Origin of the sequence: Micromonospora sp. CPCC 205739 (assembly GCF_036906795.1) — a bacterium.
Lineage (GTDB): Bacteria > Actinomycetota > Actinomycetes > Mycobacteriales > Micromonosporaceae > Micromonospora.
In genome coordinates this window covers 1-836 of record NZ_JBAKHS010000060.1, presented here as the reverse complement: position 1 = coordinate 836, position 836 = coordinate 1, and the positions used below count along the sequence as shown (strand labels likewise).

1 protein-coding gene is annotated in these 836 nt (G+C 68.1%); it reads left to right on the top strand.

Translation table 11 applies throughout. The features are described from left to right. Positions 1 to 45: 45 nt before the first annotated feature. Positions 46 to 836 (top strand): IS5 family transposase gene (locus V6U88_RS30160; RefSeq protein ID WP_334458298.1). Its coding sequence is split into 2 segments (ribosomal slippage), with 789 coding nucleotides annotated over them: positions 46 to 381 and positions 384 to 836; the frame shifts between segments, so codons are not numbered across the junction. This gene is flagged as partial in the annotation.

Sequence of the window (836 nt, the reverse complement as noted above, 5' to 3'; positions counted from 1 at the left end):
CTAGGCGGTGTCTTCAAAGGATCTTGGTGTCGGATGATGTAGGGCGTGGGTCGTCGTTACGAGTTGTCTGACGTCGAGTGGGAAGCGCTGTCGCGGTACCTGCCGTCGGCGGTGACTGGTGGTCGGCCGCGGGCGGATGACCGGCGGGTGCTCAACGGGATCGTGTGGAAGATCCGGGCCGGGGCGGCGTGGCGGGACGTACCTGCCCGGTACGGGTCGTGGCAGTCGATCTATACCCGTTTCCGCAGGTGGGCCTTGGACGGGACGTTCGAACGGATGCTCGCCGGGGTCCAGGCCGACGCGGACGCGGCCGGGGACATCGACTGGCTGGTCTCGGTCGACTCCACGATCGTGCGAGCCCACCAGCACGCGGCCGGCGCTAAAGGGGGCACGGAGAAACGGACGAACCACAAGATCACGCCCTCGGTCGAAGTAGAGGTGGACTGACCACGAAGATTCACCTCGCCTGCGACGGCCTGGGCCGGACCCTGGCGTTCGTGCTCTCCGGCGGCAACGTCAACGACTGCACCCGCTTCACCCAGGTCATGGCCGCCATCCGGGTCGAACGTCACGGTCCCGGCCGACCTCGGGTCCGTCCGGACCATGTCATCGCCGACAAGGGCTACAGCTCGAAGGCCATCCGAGCTGACCTGCGCCGGCGAGGCATCGGGCACACGATCCCTGAGCGCGCTGACCAGCAGGCCAACCGCCGCCGGCGCGGCAGCCGAGGCGGCCGGCCACCGGTGTTCGACAAGCAGCTCTACAAGCGGCGCAACGTCGTCGAACGCTGCTTCAACCGCCTCAAGCAGTGCCGCAGCGTCGCCACCCGCTACGAC